This is a genomic window from Caballeronia sp. LZ032, from assembly GCF_031451315.1.
Lineage (GTDB): Bacteria > Pseudomonadota > Gammaproteobacteria > Burkholderiales > Burkholderiaceae > Caballeronia.
This window is the reverse complement of the sequence record NZ_JARUXP010000003.1, coordinates 885,830-900,918: the sequence shown is the minus strand read 5'-3', so window position 1 is coordinate 900,918 and position 15,089 is coordinate 885,830. Positions and strand designations below refer to the sequence as shown.

The 15,089-nt window shown below is 67.2% G+C and carries 14 protein-coding genes; 3 read left to right on the top strand and 11 right to left on the bottom strand.

What is annotated here, in order from left to right; translation table 11 throughout:
• Window positions 1-4: 4 nt before the first annotated feature.
• Together QCE69_RS25485 and QCE69_RS25480 are read right to left on the bottom strand one after the other, a co-directional pair.
• Window positions 5-835 carry a siderophore-interacting protein gene (locus QCE69_RS25485; protein ID WP_309933661.1) on the bottom strand — a complete coding sequence of 277 codons (831 nt, stop codon included), beginning with the start codon at window positions 833-835 and terminating at the stop codon, window positions 5-7.
• A 40-nt stretch (window positions 836-875) separates the two neighbouring features.
• Window positions 876-1,619 carry a PadR family transcriptional regulator gene (locus QCE69_RS25480; RefSeq protein ID WP_309933659.1) on the bottom strand — a complete coding sequence of 248 codons (744 nt, stop codon included), beginning with the start codon at window positions 1,617-1,619 and terminating at the stop codon, window positions 876-878.
• Window positions 1,620-1,797: 178 nt separating this feature from the next.
• Here QCE69_RS25480 and QCE69_RS25475 point away from each other — a divergent pair, with 178 nt between their 5' ends.
• The 3 genes from QCE69_RS25475 (at window position 1,798) to QCE69_RS25465 (ending at window position 5,272) form a co-directional block, all read left to right on the top strand.
• Entirely contained in the window at window positions 1,798-2,379 is a 582-nt protein-coding gene (locus QCE69_RS25475) for a flavin reductase family protein (RefSeq protein ID WP_309933657.1), read from the top strand.
• 216 nt (window positions 2,380-2,595) lie between these two features.
• Entirely contained in the window at window positions 2,596-3,333 is a 738-nt protein-coding gene (locus tag QCE69_RS25470; RefSeq protein WP_309933655.1) for a hypothetical protein, read from the top strand.
• Between the two features lie 1,168 nt (window positions 3,334-4,501).
• Window positions 4,502-5,272: a class I SAM-dependent methyltransferase gene (locus QCE69_RS25465; RefSeq protein ID WP_309924234.1), complete on the top strand. Its 771-nt coding sequence runs from the start codon at window positions 4,502-4,504 to the stop codon at window positions 5,270-5,272.
• Here the strand turns inward: QCE69_RS25465 and QCE69_RS25460 are convergent.
• The 9 genes from QCE69_RS25460 to QCE69_RS25420 all read right to left on the bottom strand — a co-directional run bounded on the left by QCE69_RS25460 (window position 5,230) and on the right by QCE69_RS25420 (window position 15,077).
• Window positions 5,230-5,718, bottom strand: a complete 489-nt coding sequence (locus QCE69_RS25460) for a hotdog family protein (protein WP_309933653.1) — start codon at window positions 5,716-5,718, stop codon at window positions 5,230-5,232. The genes QCE69_RS25465 and QCE69_RS25460 overlap by 43 nt on opposite strands.
• Window positions 5,712-6,512 carry a beta-ketoacyl synthase chain length factor gene (locus tag QCE69_RS25455; protein WP_309933651.1) on the bottom strand — a complete coding sequence of 267 codons (801 nt, stop codon included), beginning with the start codon at window positions 6,510-6,512 and terminating at the stop codon, window positions 5,712-5,714. The genes QCE69_RS25460 and QCE69_RS25455 overlap by 7 nt, the downstream gene beginning before the upstream one ends.
• Entirely contained in the window at window positions 6,509-7,717 is a 1,209-nt protein-coding gene (locus QCE69_RS25450) for a beta-ketoacyl-[acyl-carrier-protein] synthase family protein (protein WP_309934188.1), read from the bottom strand. Before QCE69_RS25450 ends, QCE69_RS25455 begins: the two co-directional genes overlap by 4 nt.
• Before the next feature lie 73 nt (window positions 7,718-7,790).
• On the bottom strand, window positions 7,791-8,531 hold the full coding sequence (locus tag QCE69_RS25445) for a class I SAM-dependent methyltransferase (RefSeq protein WP_309933648.1): 741 nt from the start codon (window positions 8,529-8,531) through the stop codon (window positions 7,791-7,793).
• 32 nt (window positions 8,532-8,563) lie between these two features.
• On the bottom strand, window positions 8,564-9,385 hold the full coding sequence (locus tag QCE69_RS25440; RefSeq protein ID WP_309933647.1) for a polysaccharide deacetylase family protein: 822 nt from the start codon (window positions 9,383-9,385) through the stop codon (window positions 8,564-8,566).
• Window positions 9,382-11,784, bottom strand: a complete 2,403-nt coding sequence (locus QCE69_RS25435) for an MMPL family transporter (protein ID WP_309933646.1) — start codon at window positions 11,782-11,784, stop codon at window positions 9,382-9,384. Before QCE69_RS25435 ends, QCE69_RS25440 begins: the two co-directional genes overlap by 4 nt.
• A 5-nt stretch (window positions 11,785-11,789) precedes the next feature.
• Window positions 11,790-12,383, bottom strand: coding sequence for a LolA-related protein (locus QCE69_RS25430; protein ID WP_309933645.1), 594 nt, complete (start codon window positions 12,381-12,383; stop codon window positions 11,790-11,792).
• 4 nt (window positions 12,384-12,387) lie between these two features.
• Window positions 12,388-13,377 (bottom strand): acyl-CoA synthetase, encoded by a 990-nt coding sequence (locus QCE69_RS25425; protein ID WP_309934187.1) that lies wholly within the window; start codon window positions 13,375-13,377, stop codon window positions 12,388-12,390.
• 20 nt (window positions 13,378-13,397) lie between these two features.
• A complete protein-coding gene (locus tag QCE69_RS25420; RefSeq protein WP_309933644.1) occupies window positions 13,398-15,077 on the bottom strand; it encodes an AMP-binding protein in 1,680 nt (559 codons plus the stop codon).
• Window positions 15,078-15,089 lie beyond the last annotated feature (12 nt).

Sequence of the window (15,089 nt, the reverse complement as noted above, 5' to 3'; positions counted from 1 at the left end):
GTGCTCAGTCCTCGATGCTGCCATGCACGCCTTGCTCGCCGCGCTTCCAGTAGGCGGACGCGCGGATGCGCCGCTTGTCGATGCCGCGCTCGGTGGTCAGCAACTGGCGCACTGCGCGCATCAGCGTCGCTTCGCCAGCGGCCCATACATAGCCTTCGCCCTCGGGCATGTAGGTCTCCCTCAAGGCGAGCAACAGCGCGCCGCCGGGATGCTCGCTTTCGTTTCTATAACGCCATTGCGCGTAGAGGTCGGCATGGGTGTCGAATTCAATGCGCGCGGATGGCTCGGCCACCTCGATCAAGGTAGCCACGCGCGTGCCGGCAGGCAGCTCTTCGACGCGTCGGGCGATCGCAGGCAAGGCGGTTTCGTCGCCGATCAGCAGATGCCAGTCGAACTGCACTGGAATCACGAACGACCCGCGCGGCCCGCCGATGCCGAGATACTGACCTGGCGCGGCTTGCGACGCCCAGTCGGTGGCGGGACCGGCTTCATGCAGCGCGAACTCGATGTCGAGTTCACGGGCGGCCGGGTCGAAACGGCGCGGCGTGAAGTCGCGCGCGACGGGACGGGGCTTCGACGGATCGAAGACCGGACCGTCCGGGCTCGATTGCGGCAGCGCGGGCATGGACTCGCCCGGCGCCGGGAAGAACAGCTTGACGTGATCGTCGAAGGAGGCGCTGACGAAGTCAGCGAGATCGTCGCCGCTGAAGGTCACGCGCACGAGGAAAGGGTTCAGTGTCTGCACGCGCTGCACTTGCACCAGGCGAAACCTGAGCGGGTGACGGACGCGGGTGACTTCGAGGTCGGGCCGGTGTTGGAGGATGGAATCGATCATCGTATGCGTTTCCTTTTTTCCGTTTTTTCTTGCGTCCTGGTTACGCCTGCTTGGGCGCGGGGTTCTGTTCGATCTCGGCCGTGGCGCGGGCGAGGATCGCGGCAATGCGGCGCTGTTCGTCCGCCGATGCGTTCGTGCGCAGCAGCATGGCCTTCTTCAGCGCGCGCCGCGCGGCGATCAGCTCGGGCACCCAGCCGGTGTCGCCGCTCGGGTCCTCGACGTCCTCGCCCATGTAGGCGCGGCGCACGAGATCCATCTTGCGTGCGAAATGCGTGAGCTTCGCGAGCATGATGTCCACGCGTTCGCGATTCGCCGCGAGGTACTCGCGGCCGGTCTCGGACAGCGCGTAACGCTTGCGGTTGCCTTCCAGTTCGACGGTGGTGTGGCCGAGTTCTTCCAGATACGTGAGCGCCGGATACACCATGCCGGGACTGGGTGCGTAGAAGCCGTTCGAACGGTCTTCCAGCGCCTTGATGAGTTCGTAGCCATGACGCGCCGCCTCGGCCAGCATGGCGAGGAGAAGCAATTGCAGGTCGTCGGACGAGAACTTGCGGCCGCGCGGCATGCCGTCTTCGCCGAACCCGCCCATGCCGCCCATCCCACCCATGCCTCCGGGACCGCCAGGGCCGCCGCCGAAGCGTCCGCCGCCACGGCCATGGCGCCCGATCATGCCGCGGCGCTCGATGGCAAACCGTTCGAACCACTCGGGTGCATCGAAGGGGAAATCGAAACCAGATGCACGGAAGCCGACTTCACGTGCATGTTGAAAGCAACGGGATTTCATGAGGTACGCTCCAGATATGTCGTAAAACATATCTAAAGATATATATCGTAAGAGTGTCTGTCAAGCTGATTATCGGCTTCGAGCGGATCCAGGGCGTGTGCGCCGGTCGCCGCCTAAAATCACGTCATCTGTTCCGCTTTTTTTCCACGCAAATCGTTCCACTTTTTTTAGAAACCCCATGAGCCACTTTCTTCCCGTCAAGCTGGAACACGCGAGCCGCCTCATCAATCATGGTCCGACGGTGCTCGTCACGAGCGCACACGGCGGCCGCCGCAACGTGATGGCCGCTGCCTGGTCGATGCCGGTGGAATTCACGCCGCCGCGCATTGCCATCGTCATCGACAAGCGCACGTTCACACGCGAACTCGCCGCTGCGAGCGGGATATTCGGCGTGATCGTGCCGGGCGCGGCCGCGATGGACATGACCTACGCGGTCGGCACGACGGACGGACGCGAACTCGACAAGTTCGATACCTTCGGCATCGAAACGGTGGAAGGTCCGGTGCTCGGGCTGCCGCTGATCGAGAAGAACTGTGCGGCGTGGCTCGAGTGCAGGCTCATCGAAGAGAAGCACACCGAGGACGCGTACGACACGTGTTTCGCGGAAGTCGTCGCGGCGGCCGCGGACCCTGTCGTGTTCTCGGAGGGCCACTGGCACCTCGACGAGTCCAACGAGCCGCTGCATACGCTGCACCATCTCGGCGCGGGAAATTTCGTGAGTGCGTCCGCGATGAAAAAGGCCAGGACGCTGCCGCGCTGACTGCCGGTGCGTTTTATTGCGCACTAAAGATTTCCCATTCCTCAGTCGATAAATAAAAGTCGATCGCGAACGCCTCATTGGCCATTGGCGGCGACATCTTGAGCCTCGCGATCCGTCATCCGAACGCGGACGCAGGCGACAGACGGACGCAGACGGTCTCCCCGGCACATCAGCCGGACCAGGACCGCGAAGCCGTCAGGGGAACTGGGGTGTGGCATGCAGCAACGTTTTTCGGTCTTGCGTTTTCTGGTTTATCTCATCGCCTTCACGAGCCTGCTGTTGCTGAGACTCGTCGTCGCGCCCGACGGGCAGAGCGGCATGGTGGCGTACTTCGCCTGCGTGGGGGCGGCCGCGGCGGCGTATCTGGTGTGGTATGCGTCGTCGGCGGGTTACTCGCGCAATCTGCTGGCAGGCGTGCTGGTCTATCTGACGCTGGCGATCGTCGTAGCCGCGTGTCCGCCGTTCGTGCTGGTGCTGGCGTTCTGGTCGTTGAGCGGTCTGGCAAGACGTCGGCGGGCGCTGCTGGTGCATGCCCTCGCGAGCGTCGCGCTTTTCGTACTCGTTTTTCCTTTGCCCTTCGCGCAGTGGGTGGGTGCGCCCGAGCTTGCCGGCGCGCCCGCCGGCCTTGCCTATGTTTTTTTTGCAACCGGCTGGTCGGCATGGGCGGCGCGCAGTCCGCTGCGGCTCGGGTTGTTCAAGTTCGCGACGATGCTGCTCGCGGTTCCGTTGGTGGCTTCATTCGTGGCGCTCGTGGGCGGCGGAATGCTGAGCCGGCCGGAGCGGCGTGTCCGCAACTCGATGCGGCGCGCACAGCGTGCGATGACGCTGGCGTTGCCGGCGCCTGCAGCTGATCGATCGGTGGTGAGTTCTGGGACGATGGATCCGGGCTTTGCTGCGGCGGCCGTCGGCGGAAGTGCAAGGACAGTACAACATGCTGCGGTCGCGGCTGATTGACGCACTGCGAATCGCTTCCATTTGCTTCGGATGGGACTCGGTATTAAGCCTTTTGCATACCGAATGCCAAAGAGTATTTCGCGTTCTGCGTGCGGGATTGCATGATGCAAGGTGCTGGGCGCGTTGTCCGTCGCGCTCTTGAGCAAGGGCGGCTGACCAGTCAGGAAGGACCCATCGGCGTCGGATTGCGTCGCGCACGCCGTGCCGGCACGGCGGCGTTGCTGCACGGGATTGGTCGACGGTGGCGTCGATGAATGCAGTGCTGGCTGCAGTGGTGACTACCGCGGCGACATGCTGCACTGGAGATCGAGGTAATGTGGCGCGCCGTCGAGGCGGAGTGGAGTGCCAGCTTCCCTGTTAGAAGCGCCCTTGCATCAAGCCTTTTGCATGCTCAATGCCAAATGAATTTCTGCGTTCTGAATGCGGCATCGCAAGCGCCTGAATCGAAAAACCGCTGGCAGATTCCAGAGCGACCCGAACTCTATACTCTGGCCAGAGTTCCTTCACTACTTCGCAGCGCACTGGCCGTCGACGAATGTGAACTTGAATCGAAGCGGATTTAAAAGATGGATGTATTTTCTGGCGTCGCAGGCGCTAAGGGAAACACAGTCCAATGAGGCCCGGTCGATAGAGGCATATCTGCGCTTCTTTCCTTCCCCGCTGTAATACTGCGCTTTGGATACTTCCACCTGCGGACCTCTGTGGACGCGGGTCAGTCATCCGGTCGAACGGGTGAATTCGCAATTTCTCCTGGAAAATAGCTACGGAAACACCGTTGTCCTTTTCGAACAAAGGAAGGAGAGACGAGGGTTTTTCGCTAGCTCTCAAGAATATCTCCAGTATTCGATGTCAAGAGAAGATGGACTGCATAGCCCATCGTATTTCTCTGATAAAGAGCTGCAATTAATTTTTATTGAAAATGGAGAATTCTCATCAAAAGATCTTCAATTCATTCATAAGAGACAGGGGTAGTCTGGAATCCAGCAGCGCTGACCGAACGAACGCTGCATGCATGCCCCAACCCCAACCACCCATTTACTCCAGCCCCTCCACCCGCGATACTCCGTTGTCAACCCTTCCAGCGGATTTCCCTTCATGATTCTCATGACCCAATCGCTGCAACCGAATGCTCGTCATTCGACGAACACCCCACCAACCCCCAACCACCATGCGTGAACCCTCCCGCCCCGAGGTCCCGCACGAACCCCTGACCGCCTACTACCCCGACGAATCCAACCGACGCACCTGGCTGCGCGGCATGTTCGACCGCACCGCGAGCGACTACGACGCCATCGAACGCGCGATGGCGTTGGGTTCCGGCCCGTGGTATCGCAATCGGGCGCTGCGCTCGGCGGGCCTTAAGCGGGGCATGCGCGTGCTCGATGTCGGCATGGGCACCGGTCTCGTCACGAAGGAGGCCGTCGCGATCACCGGCGACGCGGCGCTCGTCACCGGAGTCGATCCGAGCCCGGGCATGGTCGGACAGGCGCAGTTGCCGGTTGGCGTCGAGACGCGTATCGGCAGTGCCGAGCAGCTGCCCTGCGATGACGTCTCATACGACTTCCTGAGCATGGGCTTCGCGCTGCGCCACGTCGGCGACCTGACCCGTGTGTTCGATGAATACTTCCGCGTGCTGGCGCCCGGCGGCCGTTTGTGCGTGCTGGAAATCACGCGCCCCGAACATGGCCTGGGCCTCGCAGCACTGAAGTTTTACATGCGCGGCGTGGTGCCGTTGATTGCGCGTGTCGTGGGGAAGAAGGGGGAAAGCGTCGAGCTGATGCGCTATTACTGGGACAGCATCGAAGCCTGCGTGCCGCCTGCGACCGTGCTGGCGGCAATCAGGAGCGCCGGTTTCATCGAAGTGCGCCGCGAGGTGGAACTCGGCATCTTCTCAGCCTACTGCGCAGTCAAACCCGGCGCAGCACAACCTGCCGACTGACCCGCATCGAGAATCACAGCAGCGCGGCCGCTCAGCAGCAGTCGCCCGGCGCATTGCACGCTGAAGCGATACAGCACCGTGTTCTCATCCCCGCCGATACGCTCGGCCTCGATATCGAGCGGCCCATCCAGCCCGTCGAGCCGATCAACGAACAGGTCCACGCCGCGCACGCTCGTCAGCAGACCGGCGCGCGGACGCTGCCCACGTTCCGTGCCGATCAGCCCACCGTGCGTCGCCATGGCTTGCGCCGCGTATTCGATGCCGCACACCGACGCGAGCCGGTCCTTGAAGCGCAACGGGTTATCGGCGGCAAGATGGCTCGTCGCGGTACAGCGGATGCGTTCCGCATTCCACGCCACGACGGATTCCAGCAGGCACATCGCGCCGTCGTGCGGAATGCGCGCGGCGATTTCATCGCGTTTCAACGTCCGGGCCGCGCTCAACATACCGATTCAACTTCCACGGCAAGCTGCGTGTCGTCGAGATAATCGAGCACCACGCTCGCTGTGCGCGAGGCGGCGATTGCTTCGAGCAAAGGCAACGCCCGCGCCGCCGGATTCGACACGCGCAGCGCTTCCAGCGCGGCATCATCGAGCGCGGAGACAGGCGTCGCGCACAGCCGCGCCTCGATGCACGCGAGCGAGCGCTCGCTCTTCTGCGACGCGAGCACGAGCGCCACGCCAAAGGCATCGTCGATCGGACGCACGCTGCGCAAGGGTTCCGGGTAGTCCGTGTCGTAGGCGACGAGCAGGGTTGCAGCGCCATCGACGCTCACCTGCGCCAGGCTCTCCAGCAGCCCCGCTGCGAAGCTGCCGTCATACGCGCACAGCACGTTCGACGCCGCCATCGCGCGCGTCGCGATGCTCCAGTAGCCGGCCGGCGCGTTGTGCACCGAGTTGTGAAAACGGGTCGGCGAGAGTTGCGGCTCGTCGCTCGCGAGGGTTTCGCAGATCGCGTGGAAGTTGCCGCCATCGCCGCCGGATGCCGCGAACACGGCCGCGAGCGTCGCGGCGTCGCGGCCGCTCTGCGCCACCGCTTCATGCGCGGCGGCGAGCGCGGCGCGCACTACCGGACCCGTCCTCCGACGCTCGGCGGACGGCAGTCCGGCCGGCGCGGGCAACACGGTCCGGGCGGCATGCAGCGCGGCGCGCTGCGTCAGCACCTCCGCAGCCTGCGGCCAGTCCGCAAGCCCCGGCCCGATCACCCCGATCCCTTCGATATACGCGCGCAGCGGAATCATGCCGATCCCCCTTCGCGCGCGCCCAGCCCGAACACCAGGCTGCAATTGGTGCCCCCAAACCCGAACGAGTTGGACAGCACCGCGCGCAACGGTGCGCGGCGCGTCGCCGTGACGTAATCGAGGCCGAGCGCCGGGTCCGGTTCGGTCGTATTCGCGCCCGCCGGGATCATCTGGTGTTGCAGCGCCAGCGCCGCAATGACGGCTTCGAGCGCCCCCGCCGCGCCGAGCGTATGCCCCGTTGCGCCTTTGGTGGAACTGCACGGCACGCTGTCGAAGACGCTGTTCAGCGCGAGGCTTTCGGCGGCGTCGTTGCTCGGCGTCGCGGTGCCGTGCAGGTTTACATAGCCGATGTCGCGTGCATCGAGTCCGGCGCTCGCCAGCGCCTGTTCCATCGCCATGCGCGCGCCGAGACCCTCGGGATGCGGCGACGACATATGATGCGCATCGCTCGTTTCCCCGATGCCCAGGAAGCGAATCGCGTGAGCGTCGGCCTCGGGCGTATCGCGTTCCAGCAGCCCGAAGGCCGCCGCTTCGCCGATGTTGATGCCGTTGCGATGCAGATCGAACGGCCTGCACGGTCCCGGCGCGAGCAGTTCGAGCGAATTGAAGCCGTAGAGCGTGGTGAGACACAGCGTATCGACGCCGCCCACCACGGCCACGTCGATCAGGCCGGTATCGAGCATGCGGCGCGCCGAGCCGAACACCTTCGCCCCCGACGAACACGCCGACGACACCGACACCGCCGGCCCGCGCACGCCGAAATACACGCGCACGAAGGCGGCGAGGGAAAACGGATTGTGGGTGGCGGCGTAGTTGAAGTCGGCGGGCAGTGCGCCGGTGAGCGGATCGCGGCGCTGATAGGCAAGCTCGGTTTCGAGGATGCCCGCCGTGCTCGTACCCATGAACACGCCGACGCGCGCCGCGCCCACCCGCGCAATGGCGTCCCGCACACGCGCGTCGAAACCGTCCTGGGTCAGCGCGATCTGCGCGAGCCGGTTGTTGCGGCAGTCGAAGGCGGAAAGATCGGCGCGGACGGGTTCGTCCTCGATGCCGGCAACCCGGCCTGTATAGGTCTTGAGATCGGCCCCGTCGAAGTCGCATGGGGCGAGTCCGCCGCGTCCTTCGACGAGCGCGGCGCGCGTCGCGTCGAGGCCGCGTCCCGCGCAACTCGTGGCGGTGAAGTGCGTCAGCAGAAAAGGGTTCACTACGGGCTCAGGCATTCGATATTCGATGAATTGTAACAAACGCTCTGTCGCGCGCCGGACGGGGCTCAGGGGCTCAGCGACCGAGGCGGCCGATGCGCCCAAGGCGGGCGATCATCAGCCGATTCGCCTCATGCGCGCCGTCGCCCATCGGACGGGTCGTCACGTTGAAGCCGAGCGCGTCGAGCAAGGCCAGCCATTGCGCCTCGCTGCGGCAGGTCAGACCGTTCGCGCGGCCGGAGCGCGCGATCTGCATGCCGAAATCGACGGCCCGGTCGAGGCCCGCTCGCCAGCCCGCTGCCGCGTCGCTGACGCGCAGCAGCAGCACGCCGTCCGGCGCCAGACTCGTGCGGATGCGGCGCAGGACCGATTCCTGGGCGTCGGCATCGACGTAATGCAGCACGTCGCACGCGACAATCACGTCCGCTTGCGGAAACGGCGCGGCGCGAATGTCGTCGCAGACGAACTGCACGCGCGCCCGATGCGCCCGCAAGCCGATGCGCGCGCGCTCGATATCGCGCGGCGTCAGTTCGATGCCATGCAGCGAGCCCAGCAGCGGCGGCGCGGGCCAATGCCCGGGCCATGTGCCGGGCGCGCCATCGCGATGCCAGGCATGCGCGGCCATCAGCCAGGCGGCCAGCAGCCCCTGACCGCTGCCGAGATCGAGGATGCGCGCGCCGTCCGGAATCAGGCCGTGCGCGAGCAGATGGGGGAAGAAGGGATCGTGCCGCAGCTTGGCGGCCGCGAAATGCCACGCAAAGCGCCCTGCGGCGCGGAAAGGACGACGGGCTGTCTCGATGAGCTCGGCCGGGACCATGCGGGACCTGATGAACGATGGGCCCGTGCAGTCTACGCGATCGCCTCGCGCAAGGTGACGGCCGCGAGGCTGCGCGCGCCGGCCGCGTGCAACACGGTGTCGAGCGCGGCGAGGATGACCGGCGCGCCGGATGCATCGCGGGCGGTGTGGCCGTCGTGCAGCAGCAGGATGTCGCGCGGCGCAAAGCCGTCCAGCAGACGGCGCGCGACGAGCGCCGCGTCGCCGGTGCGGGTGTCGAAGCCGCGCCGCGTCCAACTGGCGAGATGCAGGCCGAGCCCGCACAGCACCGGCTCAAGAAACGGATTGCGCAAGCCGGCCGGAGCGCGGAAGAACAGCGGCCGCGTGCCCGTGATATCGCCGAGCGTGTCCTGCGCGGCTTCGATCTCGCGCCGCATCGCGCGCGGCCCCAGCAGCGAAAAATGATGCCGATGCCGCTGGCTGTGGTTCTCCACCGCATGCCCGCGCGCGACGATCTCGCGCACGATGCCTGGATGTTCGCGCGCCCGCTCGCCGATGCAAAAGAAGGTCGCACGAGCCTGATGCCGGTCGAGCAGGTCGAGCACGCGCGGCGTGACTTCGGGAGAAGGACCGTCGTCGATGGTGATCGCCACGCACGCGCCGGCCGTGTCCGGCAGCGTCGTCCAGTTGTGGCCGAGCAGCGCGCTGCGCGGCCAGAGTCCCGCCGCCGTCAGCGCCAGATGCGAGGCCACGACGCCGCCCGCCGCCCACGGCCAGCTTGCGGGCGCCGCCAGCAGCGCGGCCAGCGCGCCCGCATGCACGGCCGCCGCGCCGCCGACGAGCGGCGCTGGCCGCCAGCGGCGCGGCTGTCCGGGCGGTGCAAGGGGCGAACTCATCGTCGGGACTCCGGACGCGGCGCGAGAATCGCCGAGAACAGCAGCGCGAGAATCGCGCCGGGGCCGACCGTGAGTCCGAAGGTTTCGAGCATCGGCACATGCGACAGCGCCAGCAGGCCGAAGCCGAGCACCGTCGCCAGATTGGCGATCAGCAGCGAGACCAGCGTCTGCGGCGAAACGGCGCCGCGTTCAGCGTGCGGGCGGTAATTGAAGAACAGTGCGTAGTTCGAGCCGACCGCGACGATCAGCAGCATGCCGATCAGATGCAGGATCGTCAGCGCCTTGCCCGCCGCCGCCAGCCCGGCGATCACGACGATCACCGCCGCCACCAGCGGCGCCAGCGTGCGGGCCGCGCGCACCGGCGAGCGCAGCGCGAACACGAGCAGCACGACGATCGCCGCAAAGCCGCCCAGCGACAGCCGGATGTCCTCGTGCACGTAGTTCTGGTAGAGCCGGTCGGCTTCGGCTTTCATGTCGACGAACAGCGCGGCGGGCACGTGCGCCTCCGCCAGCGCCGCGCGAATCCGCTGCGCCTGCAGGTCCGATCCCGCGGCGGCGCGCAGCGGCAGCATCGCGGTCCAGCGGCCATTGCTTCCGGTGAGCAGCGAATCGACGGCCAGCGCCATCGACGTGCCCTGCAAGTCGGCGCGATGCAACGGCGGCTGGGCGCGGGCCGTGTCGACATCGGCGATGAACGGCTCGAACACCTCCGGCTTGATACGAACGGTCTGCTCGCGCAGCGCGTCGGCGAGCCGCGTGCGCAGTGTGTCGGCGGGCGGCAGGCTGGCGATGCGCGCGCGCTGCGCCGCCTCGCTTGGCAGATAGCGCGCCGGGCTTTCGAAACCAGCGATCACGTGTGCATCGACGAGCGGCTGCAATGGCCGCGCGACCGCCTCCGCGCGTTCGAGCGCCGCCTGCTCCGTCGCCGCCGACACCACCACGAGATAGCGCACGTCCGGCGCGCCGACATCCGCGCGCAGGCGGGCATCGAGATCCTGGCTGGCCTTCGGCACCGGACTCAGCGCCGCGAGTTCCTGGCTCCACAGGCCGTGGCGCTGCATCAGCAGCACGGCGAGCGCGGCGATCAGCAGCACCGCGAGCGCGCCGCGCAGCTTCGAGGCGCGCGCCGCACCGCGCGCGAGCAGCGTGCCGAGGCGCGAGACATCGCGAATCGTGAAGTTGGCCGGGAGCAGATACGGCAGCACGAAACGCGTGACGACGCCCGCCGTCGCCAGGCCGACGATCGAATACAGCCCGAGTTGCACGAGGCCCGGAAAGCCCGAGAAGAGCATCGACGCGTAGCCGCAGATCGACGTCAGCACGCCCAGACGGATGGTCGGCCAGAAGCCCGCGACCCAGTCCTTGAGCGACTCGCGCCGGCCGCCGAAACGGATGCCGGCGGACTGCACGAAGAGGTAGATGGAATAGTCGACAGCCTCGCCGATCAGCGTCGTGCCGAAGCCCAGCGTCAGTCCATGCACCGTGCCGAACACGAGGCTCACGGCGGCGACCCCGGCCGCGACGCCCGTCAGCACCGGCATCAGGCCGAGCAAGAGGGTAGGCAGCGAGCGGTACACGGCCAGCAGCAACACGACGATCAACGCGATGCTCGCCGCCGACAGCCAGCGCACCTCGCGCATGATGGTGTCGCGGGTCTCGACGGCGAACACGCCCGGACCCGTCAGCAGCAGGCGATATGGCGACGCCGAAGGCGCGGCCTGCCGGAAGGCATGTTGAAGGGCGCCGAGCGCGGCGGACTGTGCGTCGGTATCGGAGCCGGCGGCGGCGGTCTGCGCGAGCAGCACGGCGCGCCGGCCGTCGCGCGACGCCCACGCGCCATCTTGCAACGGCGGCTGCGCGCCGCTGTCGAGCTGGCTGACGAGCGCGGTGACTTCGCCGGTCGGATCGTGCGGCAGCAGGTCCTTCGCCATCATGCCCGCCGACGATTCGAGCAGGTCGAGGCTGCCCGCCAGCGCATCCTTGAGGCCCGCCTCGCTGAAACGCTCGGGCGTCACGTCAGGGCTCAGCTGATAGCGATGCTCGAACACGAAGCGCTCGTCGCGCGCCTGCGCGACCGGCTCGCCGTTATGGATCGCGGAGAAACGCGCGTCATTGCGCAGCGTCGCCGCCAGCTTGCGCGACACCTCGGCGCGCCCGGCCGCGTCGCCGCCCTCGATGCCGACGAGAATCAGCCGCGACACCAGTCCGTCGCGCAGTTGCTCGACCAGCACGCGTTGCTGTTCGCTCGGCGTGCGTGGCAGGAAGGCGGAGAGATCGGCGGAAAACTGCGTGCGCGCAATCACGCCCGCGCACGCTGCGAGCAGGCACACCCAGAGGATCACGGCGGGCTGGCGCAGCACCCGCCACACCGCGACGAGGCCGCGCGCGCCTGAAGACATCGGCGTCAGTGGGCGGAAGCGTCTTGCAGGCGCATCAGCGAATGATCGCCGTCGGCCTGTCTGATCTCGACGCGCGCCAGCGCCGCGCCGGTCCCGGCGAGCGTGATTTCACTGACCTTCTTCTGCATGCGCGAATCGATCGGCACGAGCGTCAGCGTCCAGTCGTTGCCCTTGCCCGTCACCGACACCCGGTACGCCTGCTCCAGCGCGAAGCGGTTGCCGGCGAGCGTCGCGCGGATGCTCTCGATGAACGCGCCCAGTTCGGGGTAATTGCGCAGCGGAATGGTGACCGTATGGCCGTTGCGGTCGACGGTGAGCATGTCGCCATCGACGACCAGGTTCTCCGGCTTCGGACTGACCGTATGCTTTTCCAGATGATCCGGGGCGACGAACACCAGTTCGCCCGACGACTCCAGCGGCTCCTGCGCGATCTTCAGATAGCGCGTCTCGGTGAAATGCGCGCGGCCGGATTTCTTCGCGCCGAGCGTGTTCATCAGGCGGTCGAGCGTCCACGCGGAGGAAGGCGCGTCGGCGGCGGTGGCGAGTGAGAAGGCGCCACACACCAGCGCAGCGGTCAGGGCCGCGATCAAAATTCGCATAAGCTCAGGAATCCCGTGCGACTTCGGGCACGCAGGCATCTGCAGCCTGGGCGGCGCCGGATGCCTTGGCCGCGCGTTGCGGCGCGGACGCCGCATTGGCCTGCCAGAAGTCGAAATAGTTGAACCAGTTGTACGGCGCCGCCCGGCAATACTTCTCCAGCAAGGCCACGTAACGCGTGAGCGCGGCATCGACGGCGGCGGCGCGCTCGCCGCGTTCCACTTTCGAGAAATCGGCGAGCGTCTCGAAGTGGATATCGTAGCGGTTGCCGCCGAGATACAGCCCCGTCATGAAGATGACCGGCCGCCGCAACACTGCCGCCATGTGCAGCGGGCCGAGCGGAAACGCGGCAGGCGCGCCAAGGAAGTCGCGTTCCTTGAGCGTGTCGCCGGCCTGGCGCAGCGTGCGGTCCGCCAGGATGCCGACCAGGCTGCCGGCATCGAGCCGCTCGCGCACCTTGAGCATCGCGTCCACCTTGCCGAGGCCAATCACGTCGTGATGCGCGGCGGGATTCACGGCGGCGAGGATCGCGTTGATCTTGCGCGCGTTCTCCTCGTACATCGTGATCGCAATGCGAATGTGTGGCTGCGCCCGGCCGATCGCCCGCACCACCTCGAAGCTGCCGAGATGCGCGCCCATCAGGAACGCGCCGCCGCCGTCCGCGAGCACGGCCTCGACGTCCGCGACGCCGTGGGTGCGGATGTCGAACAGGTCAAAGCGATCGTTGAGCAGGTAGATGCGGTCGTGGATCGTCGAGGCGAACGAAAACACATGCCGATAGCCGTCGCGCCAGCCCGCATGCCGCCCGAGCGCGCGATTCAGATAACCGCGCGACGCGCGCCGCGCCGCCGGCGAAAACAGCACGAAATAGGCGGTGATGAGCCGCAGCAGCACGCGCCCGGCGCGCCGGCCGAAGCGCAGCGAAATCCACGTCATGAAGCGCAGCAACGCGAAATTGCTGCGTTCCTGGCGCTCGGCCCAGTCGTCGCGGTTCATGCGCGCGGGCTTCATGTCGCTCACGTCGCGGACCGTGCGGACCGTGCGGACGGTGCGGTAAGCGAACCGCTCGCCACCGCACGCGCGCCCGCGCGGATCGTGAAGCGGATCGCGCCGCTCGCCGCCGTCTCATACGCGACGTCCAGCGCCTCGCCCGGCGCCACCGGACTCAGGAACTTGGCCGAATCGATCCGGCAGGCATCGAAACGCTGACCGAGCGCGATGCCGAGCGCATCGAGCGCGTGATCGAGCAGCACGACGCCCGGCACGATCGGCCGCCCAGGAAAGTGCCCGGCGAGCGCGGGATGGCCGGGCGGCACCGAAAACGACAGCGCCGCGCGCCGCCCGCGTTCCTGCGCGACCAGCCGCGTCAGCACGTCGCGCGGCAGCTTGCCGGTGGCGTTGCGCGGCAGCGAGTCGAAGAACAGCAGCGGACGCGGCATGAACGCGGCGTCGATGCGTTCGCGCAACGCGCGTTGCAATTCCGCCGCGTCGAGTTCCGGCGCGACGACGAGCGCCATCAGTCGGCGCACGGGTTCGTCGTCGGCGTGGGTGTCGTCGGGCATGTGAAACACGCCGTCGATGACGCCCGGAATCGCATTCAGCTGATGATTCAGGTAAGCCAGCGAAGTGCGCTTGCCCGCGATGTTGATCAGGTCCGCACGCCGTCCGTGCAGCAGGAAAAAAGCGCCGTCGATGAGTTCGAGTGCGTCGCCCATCGGCACCGGCGTCTCGACGTGTCCGCCCGAGGCCCACATGGTGGTGTCGCCGTTGTCATCGGCGCGCGGCGTCAGGGTGACATCGGGGAACAATTCCCACGCCGCCCCGCGCGAGGTGCGGCGCGTCGCGATCTGGCCGGTTTCCGTGCTGCCGTAGATTTCCATCAGCGGCGCGGCGAGCCGCGCCTCGGCGTCCAGCGCCAGTTTCTCGGACAGCGGTGCGGTAGCGGACAGCACCAGCGCGGCGGGCGGCAGCGGCGCTTCGTTGGCGAACAGCGCGCGCAGGTGGATCGGCGAGCTCACCAGCACGCGCGGTTCGGGCACGGCGGCGAGTTCGGCGCGGATATCGACCGGATAGAACGGCTGGCGGTTGCTGAACGCGAGGCCGCCGAGCAGGGCGAGCAGCACCGTCGATTCGAAACCGTACATATGCTGCGGCGGCACCGTGCCCACGAGCGTGGCGGGCGCGCCGCCGAGCAGACCGAGACGCGCCGCCGCCGCGCGCACGTTCTTCACCAGGAAGCCCCAGGTCTTGCGATGCGGCACCGGCGCGCCGGTCGAGCCCGACGTGAACACATAGGCCGCGACGCGCGCGCCGTCGATCATCGGCACATCGGGATCGTCGGCGCCGTCACAGGGCGCGGCGTCTTCGGGATAGCGCATGCGCGGCAGGTCGATCGCGCAGTCGTCGCTGTCGTGCAGGCAGAACGCGTCGGGCGCGAACGACGCCAGCGCGCGCACCATCTCGGGCGTGTGCGTGGACGGCAGCAGGCTGATGCGGCCCGATAACAGCGTCGCGCACAGGCTCACGGTGAAGCGGTAGCGGTCCGCGCAGACGTTGAACACATGCCCGCCCTCGGGCAGCGCGGCGGCCACGCGCCGCACGTCGGCGAGGAACGCGCGGACGCTGACGGGCGCGCCATCGCGCCAGGCGAGCGTCTGATCGGGCGATGCGTGGAAAACCAGCGGAAAGGTCTGCATGAGTAACGGGCC